This is a genomic window from Dubosiella muris, assembly GCF_004793885.1.
In the GTDB taxonomy this organism is placed as follows: Bacteria; Bacillota_I; Bacilli_A; order Erysipelotrichales; family Erysipelotrichaceae; genus Dubosiella; species Dubosiella muris.
In genome coordinates this window covers 1-573 of record NZ_SRYG01000058.1, presented here as the reverse complement: position 1 = coordinate 573, position 573 = coordinate 1, and the positions used below count along the sequence as shown (strand labels likewise).

1 rRNA gene is annotated in these 573 nt (G+C 56.7%); it reads left to right on the top strand.

Going from position 1 to position 573, the window contains the following annotated elements:
- A 23S ribosomal RNA gene (locus E5336_RS12285) occupies positions 1 to 573 on the top strand; the annotation flags it as partial.

Below are 573 nucleotides of genomic sequence, written 5' to 3'. Positions count from 1 at the left end.
AAGAGGCCGGCAGTCAGACTGTGGGTGATAAGGTCCATGGTCGAGAGGGAAACAGCCCAGACCGCCAGCAAAGGTCCCGAAATACAGGCTAAGTGGAAAAGGATGTGGGGACGCACGGACAGCTAGGAGGTTGGCTCAGAAGCAGCCATCCTTTGAAGAGTGCGTAACAGCTCACTAGTCGAGTGGCCCTGCGCCGAAAATGTACCGGGGCTAAGCCTGATACCGAAGCTGCGGATGTATTCGAAAGAGTATGTGGTAGGGGAGCGTTGCATGCAGGAAGAAGTATCACTGAGAAGGGATATGGACAGCATGGAAGTGAGAATGCCGGTGTGAGTAGCGAGATGCAGGTGAGAATCCTGCACACCGAAAGCCCAAGGATTCCAGGGGAAGGTTCGTCCGCCCTGGGTAAGTCGGGACCTAACGCGAGGCCGAGAGGCGTAGTGGATGGAAAGCAGGCGGAGATTCCTGCACCCGCGAGATACGAGGCGAAGGAGTGACGGAGACGGAGTAGGCGACCCTCTGAATGGATTGAGGGCCAAGCGCAGCAGACGGATACCAGGCAAATCCGGTATC